The organism is uncultured Intestinibacter sp. (assembly GCF_902468165.1).
Classification (GTDB): Bacteria; Bacillota; Clostridia; order Peptostreptococcales; family Peptostreptococcaceae; genus Intestinibacter.
In genome coordinates, this window is sequence record NZ_CABQXJ010000110.1 from 1 (window position 1) to 6,684 (window position 6,684).

Consider the following 6,684-nt stretch of genomic DNA (forward strand, 5'->3'; position numbering starts at 1 on the left):
TTAAAAATTACAATATTATTAAAATAAATCTAACCAAAACTCAAAAAATTAATACTATCTTAAGAAAAATCCCAACCAAAACCTACATATAATTTAATACAAAGAAAAAAATAATATTTAGTTAATAAAAAACACAAATAATTTATTATAATGTATATAAAGAAATCTTGAAAAATATTCAATATAAAACAAAATATTGAAAGGAGTTGAACAATATAAATAAAATAGTAAAAAAAGTGCTGCATATAAAATATCGCTTTGAGAGAAACTATGGGACAATAGAGATTGGAAATATAAACTCGAGAGCGGCAGAGGTAGGTTTTTATTTATTGCTTAGTTTGTTCCCATTTTTATTATTTACAATAAGTGCAGTAGTTTTTATCCCTGTTATATATTTAAATAGATATATAAATTTATTGGAAAGTCTTATCCCTGCAAGTGCGTTTGTAGTGCTTAATACTTTGATTAGGTCAGTTATAGGCAATAGAAGTTTTAAACTCTTAATAAGCAGTTTCTTCTTAGCTACATGGTCGATGTCAAAGGCGGTAAAATCTTTGATAAGGGGAATTAATAGGTCTTATGGAGTGAATGAAAATAGATCTTTTTTTAAGGTATTACTTATATCGATAATTTTTTCAGTTATGTTATTATTACTTATTTTAATATCAATGGTTTTACTTATAGGTGGAGAAAAGATAGGTACATTTGTGTTTGACTTAATCGGTCTCGATAAATACTTTATTTATATATGGAATATCCTGAGATATAGCGTTGGGATATTATTTGTTATAATTATACTAGTTATACTTTATACAGCTTTACCAAATACAAAGATGAGGATTGCTGACTCTATCCCTGGAGCTGTATTATCTACATTTTTATGGATTACGGTGACTTATGGTTATTCTTTTTATGTTAATAATTTTTCAAATTACGACGTAATCTACGGCAGTTTAGGTGGCGTAATCGTTCTTATTACTTGGCTTTATTTAAGCAGTTGGACGATTTTGGCGGGGTCTGAAGTTAATGCTAGACTTCTATATAAAAAGAGAAATAGAACAAGAATAAAAAGAAGAAGTGAAAGACATGACCATAGTCGCAGAGAAATTAACAAATAAGGCATTTACAAAAAAAGGAAAAATAATATAAAAGAATGTTGACAATTTTCTGATTATATCATATTATATTATTAACTAATTTAATTAAAAAAAGGCAATGAATAGGAAGAGTAAATCTAATTCGGTTTTCAGAGAGGAAAATTTATGAGCTGTGAGATTTTCTAAATTAGAGGGATTGAAAACTACCTAGGAGCTGTGGTCTGAAGTTTTAAGATTTTTCTTATTTTAGTAAGACTTACCGTTAATCGCGTTAAGATTTTGAGTGGATTTTTATCAAATTAGGTGGAACCGCGGGAATACATCTCGTCCTTTTTTACAAGGACGAGTTTTTTTATTTCAACTTATTATCTTAAGAAACGTACGAAGTCGTTGGCGATATGAGCAGAGTGAATTTTTATTCTAAGAAAATTAGTTCGAGGGTAAGCCTCTTTTTTAATACACAAAATCAATAAATAATATAAAGAAATTACAAGTAGGAGGGTAAAAAATGAAAATAGGGATATTAGGATATGGAACAGTAGCAAGTGGCTTAGTTGATATCATAGATAACAACAAGGATAAGAGGGATATAAGTATAGAAGGAATACTTGTCAGGGATGTAAGCAAGCATGCCCACAGAAAACATTCTGATGTTTTAACATCGGATATAGAAGATATATTTAATAAAGATGTAGATGTAATAGTAGAATTACTAGGGGGCTTACATCCATCTTATGAATATTTAAAAAGAGCGTTAGAAAATAAAATTAATGTAGTAACTGCAAATAAAGATATGTTGGCAGAGTTTGGCGGAGAATTAGTAAGTCTTGCTAAGGAAAATGGAGTTTGTATAAAATTTGAGGCATCTGTCGGTGGTGGTATTCCAGTTTTAAAACCATTGATAGAATCACTAGAAGGAAATGAAATTGACTCTATATCTGCAATATTAAATGGAACTACTAACTTCATTTTATCAAAAATGTATGATGAAAATTTATCTTATGATGAGGCTTTAAAACAAGCTCAAGAGCTTGGATTTGCTGAGGCTAATCCGGAGTCTGATGTAATGGGATATGATGCAGGTAGAAAGTTATCAATCTTATCTACTTTATCGTTTAAAAAGAGAATATACTGGAAAGATTTCTATCTTGAAGGAATAAACAATATAGAGCCAAAGGATATAGAATATGCGAAACAACTTGGATGCAAAATAAAATTAGTTGGACGTAGCAAAATACACGATGGCAAGGTAAATGGATATGTTAGACCAGTTTTAGTTGGAAATGACGATATAATATCTAAAATAGACAATGAGTTTAACATAATCGTAGTAAATGGTGATTTCTTAGGAGAGGTATCATTTGTTGGTAAAGGCGCTGGAAAAGATGCTACAGGAAGTGCAGTTTATGCTGATGTACTCGATATATATGATCATCGTCTAAATAATGTAGATGCATTTATTAAAGAAAAAGTAGATGTAGACAAAGTTGTATCACATGAATGTCAAGCTCTACTTAGATTTAAAAATCCACAACAAGACAAGATAATATCTGTATTAAAAGATAAATTAATAAGTTCTAAAATAATAGCTCAAGATGATGAATTAGCGGTTGTTGTAAATGCACCTTCTGAATGTGCTATAAACGACAGTATAAAATTTATAGAAGATAATAAGTATTGCGAAGATGCAAGTAAGATATTAAAATTATCATAATAAAGATATATATATAATAGAGATTGAAATATATAAAAATATAAAAATTTGAGCATATAAAATAATTGTGTTTAAGTTTTAATTATAATATTAATTAATAAATTAGCCTGTGAAGGATACTTTGCTAAAAGTAGATTTTAAATAAGTTGTTGAGATGGGAAGTGTATGATAATGCACTTCCTATTTCTTTTTTTAGATATGGATAAAAATGAAAACTCTAATAGCTAAAGAGAAGTAATCTTACTTAAAATATGAAAATTATTGTAAAAAGATAGTAATCAGTTCACTTTGGATTGACTACTTCTTTTTATATAACGTAAATTTAGGTATGTTTTCATAAGATGTGTTTGTAAAATTTTGGTACATATATCTTCTTGGATAGATTATAATTAAGTATAAGTATAAGTATAAGTATAAGTATAAGTATAAGTATAAGTATAAGTATAGGGATTACAAAGTCCAATAAATTCAAAATATATATAGCTTGATATAAGGGGGTAAATGATGAAGATATTAAAAAACTCTACATTCAAAAATGTAGAAACTGAAAAAATAGTCAAAGAACAGGTATCTTCTATAATAGAAGATATAAAAATAAACAAAGACGAGGCTTTGAAAAAATACAATTTAAAATTTGACAATAATGATAGAGATATAATAAGGGTTTCAAAAGAGGAGATTGAAGAGGCTTATAAAGAAGTTGATGATGAATTTATAAATAACATTAAAATTGCGGCAAAAAATATTGAAAAGTTTGCAAAATTACAAAAGGAAAGTTTTAATAATGATTTTGAAAAGGAAATATATCCAGGAGTTGTATTAGGTCAAAAGCATATACCTGTTTCGTCTTGTTTAGCATATGTTCCAGGTGGGGGATATCCATTGTTTTCGACTGCACTTATGCTTATAATTCCGGCAAAGGTTGCAGGAGTAAAGCGAGTGGTCGCATGTTCACCGACTATGAAGGATGTTGCAAAGATAAATCCAAAGACACTTGTCGCTATGGATATAGCAGGTGCTGATGAAATTTATGCAACTGGTGGTGTTCAAGCGATTGCATCTTTTACATATGGAACAGAAAGTATAAAACCTGTAGATATTATAGTAGGTCCGGGAAATAAATACGTCACAGAGGCAAAAAGACAATGTTATGGAACTGTTGGTATAGATTTTGTCGCAGGACCTAGCGAAGTTCTTATAATAGCAGATGAAACAGCAAACGCTACATATATAGCAGCAGATGTGCTTGCTCAATGTGAACACGACTTAAATGCGAGGGGAATATTAATTACAACTAGTGAAAAGTTTGCAAATGAAGTAATTAAAAAAGTAGAACAAATGTTAGAAGAACTTCCTACAAAAAATATAGCAAAGCCTTCATGGGAAAATAACGGAGAAGTTATACTAGTCGATAATTTAAAAGAGGCTGTTGAAATATCAAATCAATATGCACCAGAACATTTAGAAATAAGTACAGCAAATAACGACGACATAATAGATGAGCTTATAAATTATGGATCATTATTTATAGGAGGATATTCAGCAGAGGTATTTGGTGATTATGTATCAGGAACAAACCACACTCTACCGACATTAAAAGCATCTAGGTATACAGGTGGAGTATGGGTTGGAACATTTATAAAAACTTGTACTCACCAAGTACTAAATAAAGACGCAGTAAAATCACTAGGACCTGTAGCGGTAAAATTGGCTACAGATGAAGGTCTACATGCACATGCCAATGCTGCAAAAGTAAGATTAAAAGAAAACTAATTATTACAAATTAAACAGTGTAACACAAAACAAATTGCTAATAGTATATAGGATTAGTATTTTTAGTTAGAAATTGATAATAGCTGTCATATTACAACGAAAAGTTGTCTTATGATGGCTATTTTTATGAAAAAATTTAATTGTTATATTGGATTAATATAAAAGTTAATAAATTAGTGAATACTGTTTTTTGAAAAAATAAATAAAAGTGTTGCACATATAAAATATATAGTATACAATAATTATTATAACAGGTAAAATCAAAGAAAACAAAATTTACGAAATGGGGGATATTAAGTTGATAAAAGTAGGAATAAACGGTTTTGGTAGAATAGGAAGAAATGTGCTTAGAATAGCACAAGAAAGATTAGGTAACGATGTAGAGATAGTTGCTATAAATGCTAGAGCAGATGCTAATACTTTAGCTCACTTATTTAAATATGATTCTTGCTATGGAATATTCCAAGGTGATGTAGAAGTTAAAGACGACGAAACTTTATTAATAAATTCAAATGAAGTTAAAATACTTAGACATTCAGACCCAGCAGAAATACCTTGGGGAGAATTAGGAGTAGATATAGTTGTCGAATCTACTGGTAAATTTAGAGATAGGGAAGGTGCGCAAAAACATATAGATGCAGGAGCAAAAAAAGTTATAATAACTGCACCAGCTAAAGGTGAAGATATTACAGTCGTAATCGGTGTTAATGAAAAAGACTACGACAACGAAAAACACAATATTATATCAAATGCCTCTTGTACAACTAACTGTTTAGCACCATTTGCAAAAGTATTAGATGAAAAATTCGGTATAGAAGAAGGTCTAATGACTACTATACATGCTTACACAAACGACCAACAATTATTAGATAAAACCCATAAAGATTTAAGAAGGGCAAGAGCAGCAGCAGAATCTATGATCCCAACAACAACAGGAGCTGCAAAAGCCGTAGCAAAAGTTTTACCACAATTAGAAGGAAAATTAAATGGATTCTCAGTAAGAGTTCCTACACCAACAGTTTCTCTAGTAGACTTAGTTTGCACACTTAAAAAAGGTGCAACAATAGAAGAAGTAAATGCTGCTTTAAAGGAAGCTAGTGAAGGAGAGTTAAAAGGAATTTTAGGATATTGTGATTTACCTATAGTATCAATAGACTTTAGAGGAGATTCAAGATCTTCAATAATAGATGCATTATCAACTATGGCAATAGGTGACAAAATGTTCAAAGTTGTATCTTGGTATGATAATGAATGGGGTTATTCAACAAGAACAGTTGATTTAGTAAAATACGTTGCTGAAAGACTATAAAAAAAGCATTTTAAATTAGTTGACTATATTAACCAAATAAAAATAAACCTATAAAACATTGCTTCAAAATTGAAGCAATGTTTTTTTAGATTTATTTTTAATGTAATACAAATGTAGATATCAAAATCTTATAATAAATAAAAATGAATAAAAATAAATATAACAAAAACCAATAATTTTTGATAAAATATATTATAGTAACAATAAAATATATAAAGTAGAAGAAAATTGGAGGAGATAGTATGAGCGAAAAAAAATTAGCATCAGATTACTTTATGGAAGGTTTAAACTGTGCAGAATCAGTTATAAAAGCATATAACGAAGAATTTGGAACTGATATACCGATAAGAATAGCTAGCGGACTTGGTGGGGGATGTGCTGTTGGAAACTTATGTGGAGCAGTAAACGGTGCATGTATATGTGCAAGTTTCGCAAAAGGCAGAGACGAAGTGGGAGAAGAAAACCCAGCAAAAACTTACACAAAAAAAATAATGCAAAAAACAATAGACCATTACGGAACTACAGAATGTAGAGCACTTAAAAAAGATAGAGTAGGATGCAAAGAAATAGTTGATTTTTCTTATGAAGCATTAAAAGAAGCATTAAAATAATTTGATATTAAAGTAAAAATTAGTAAATATATTTAAATTAAAAAGCTGCTAAATAAGTATTATAAACTACTTACTTAGCAGTTTTTATTTTTATAATTTTATATTTCTTTAGAAACACCATATTATAGGATATGTGCGATTTTAATTCGAAATTGAAACAAATATCTATTATGTTTTACA

Annotated in this window: 5 protein-coding genes and 1 other annotated feature; all 5 genes read left to right on the forward strand. The window is 29.2% G+C overall.

Annotation, left to right across the window (positions count from 1 at the left end):
* Positions 1–236: 236 nt before the first annotated feature.
* The 5 genes from RDX53_RS13500 (at position 237) to RDX53_RS13520 (ending at position 6,504) form a co-directional block, all read left to right on the forward strand.
* The gene (locus tag RDX53_RS13500; RefSeq protein WP_307994334.1) at positions 237–1,118 is read left to right on the forward strand and encodes a YihY/virulence factor BrkB family protein; all 882 of its coding nucleotides are present in this window, start codon (positions 237–239) and stop codon (positions 1,116–1,118) included.
* Between the two features lie 88 nt (positions 1,119–1,206).
* Positions 1,207–1,432, forward strand: a binding site (T-box leader).
* Positions 1,433–1,605: 173 nt separating this feature from the next.
* Positions 1,606–2,811 carry a homoserine dehydrogenase gene (locus RDX53_RS13505; RefSeq protein ID WP_295572108.1) on the forward strand — a complete coding sequence of 402 codons (1,206 nt, stop codon included), beginning with the start codon at positions 1,606–1,608 and terminating at the stop codon, positions 2,809–2,811.
* A 504-nt stretch (positions 2,812–3,315) separates the two neighbouring features.
* Positions 3,316–4,584 carry a histidinol dehydrogenase gene (hisD, locus tag RDX53_RS13510; protein ID WP_307994335.1) on the forward strand — a complete coding sequence of 423 codons (1,269 nt, stop codon included), beginning with the start codon at positions 3,316–3,318 and terminating at the stop codon, positions 4,582–4,584.
* Between the two features lie 283 nt (positions 4,585–4,867).
* Positions 4,868–5,893 (forward strand): type I glyceraldehyde-3-phosphate dehydrogenase, encoded by a 1,026-nt coding sequence (gap, locus tag RDX53_RS13515; protein ID WP_307994336.1) that lies wholly within the window; start codon positions 4,868–4,870, stop codon positions 5,891–5,893.
* A 242-nt stretch (positions 5,894–6,135) separates the two neighbouring features.
* The gene (locus RDX53_RS13520; protein ID WP_295734208.1) at positions 6,136–6,504 is read left to right on the forward strand and encodes a C-GCAxxG-C-C family (seleno)protein; all 369 of its coding nucleotides are present in this window, start codon (positions 6,136–6,138) and stop codon (positions 6,502–6,504) included.
* Positions 6,505–6,684 lie beyond the last annotated feature (180 nt).

What these genes read in the sequence shown, in the direction of transcription:
- RDX53_RS13505 (WP_295572108.1), top strand. Translation starts at nt 1,606, where the DNA reads ATGAAAATAGGGATATTAGGATATGGAACAGTAGCAAGTGGCTTAGTT.
- hisD (WP_307994335.1), top strand. Translation starts at nt 3,316, where the DNA reads ATGAAGATATTAAAAAACTCTACATTCAAAAATGTAGAAACTGAAAAA.
- gap (WP_307994336.1), top strand. Translation starts at nt 4,868, where the DNA reads ATGGGGGATATTAAGTTGATAAAAGTAGGAATAAACGGTTTTGGTAGA.
- RDX53_RS13520 (WP_295734208.1), top strand. Translation starts at nt 6,136, where the DNA reads ATGAGCGAAAAAAAATTAGCATCAGATTACTTTATGGAAGGTTTAAAC.